Annotated in this window: 1 protein-coding gene; it reads right to left on the bottom strand. The window is 49.9% G+C overall.

The genetic code is table 11. From position 1 onward, the window contains the following. The coding region (locus tag AB4Z08_RS35740) for an Ig-like domain-containing protein (RefSeq protein ID WP_441578562.1) at window positions 1-1,220 on the bottom strand (1,220 nt) is incomplete at both ends.

Genomic DNA, 1,220 nt, shown 5'->3' with positions numbered 1-1,220 from the left:
CGGCTACACTGGCCGGTACCTGGAGGGATACCGCGCCATCTGCGGCAGGTGTTACGAGAACGGTGTAAGTGATATTATCTGTTGTCTGGAATGCACTTAGGGTAGCGTTGGTGGCGGTAATGTCACCTAATGTAAATCCAGTCACCGCTTCGCTAAACGTGATGGTCGCCGTGAATGGCGCTATCACCGGCGAAGTAGCAGTAGTGGAAATGACTACWCCCGGATTAGTGGTATTTACCAGTACCCCGGTGGTATTGCCTACATTATTGAGCGTGAGTATCGCATCCTTGCCGGCTGTATTGCGAATAGTGCCGGTAAGTGTGGTGCCGAGTGTGATACCATTCATATCCATATCTCCCTGCTGTACMGTGTAGCTGTACAGTAAAGCATTGGTGCCGCTGCCGCTCACAAGTGTAGCGGATCTTGTAGTGGCACCTATTATTACATCCAGCGATGAAGCACCGGTAACATTTACTGGTTCGCTGAAGTGAACAGTGAAGGAGAGCACCTGGCCAAGTCTGTAAATGGCATTTGCCGGTACGTCTACTGCTGTTACGACTGGAGCAGTTCCTGCAAAAACGAGGCTTAATGTATTGGAAGCGGTATTGCTGTTATTGCCCACGTTCACGGCTACACTGGCCGGTACCTGGAGGGATACCGCGCCATCTGCGGCAGGTGTTACGAGAACGGTGTAAGTGATATTATCTGTTGTCTGGAATGCACTTAAAGTAGCGTTGGTGGTGGTAATGTCACCTAATGTAAATCCAGTCACCGCTTCGCTAAACGTGATGGTCGCTGTGAATGGTGCTATCACCGGCGAAGTAGCGGTAGTGGAAATGACCACACCCGGATTAGTGGTATTCACGAGTACCCCCGTAGTATTAGCCACATTATTCAAGGTGAGTACTGCGTTGTTACCTGCCGCATCACGGATAGTACCAGTGAGCGTACCCAGGGCAATACCATCCATATCCATATCACCATTCTGCACGGTGTAGCTGAATAGCAAGGCGTTGGTGCCGCTACCACTTATAAGTGTGGCTTGTCTTGTGGTGGCGCCTATTACTACAYTCAGAGATGGGGTGCCGGTTACGTTAACTATCTCGCTAAAATGAACAGTGAAGGAGAGTACCTGCCCTTCGTTATACACGGCATTGGCTGGTACATCTACTGCTGTCACTACAGGTGCGGTACCATCGAAAACAAGGCTTAAAATATTA

Origin of the sequence: Chitinophaga sp. RAB17 (genome assembly GCF_052114225.1) — a bacterium.
Classification (GTDB): Bacteria; Bacteroidota; Bacteroidia; order Chitinophagales; family Chitinophagaceae; genus Chitinophaga.
Note: the sequence above shows the minus strand (reverse complement) of the source record. Positions and strands in the feature narration are given on the sequence as shown.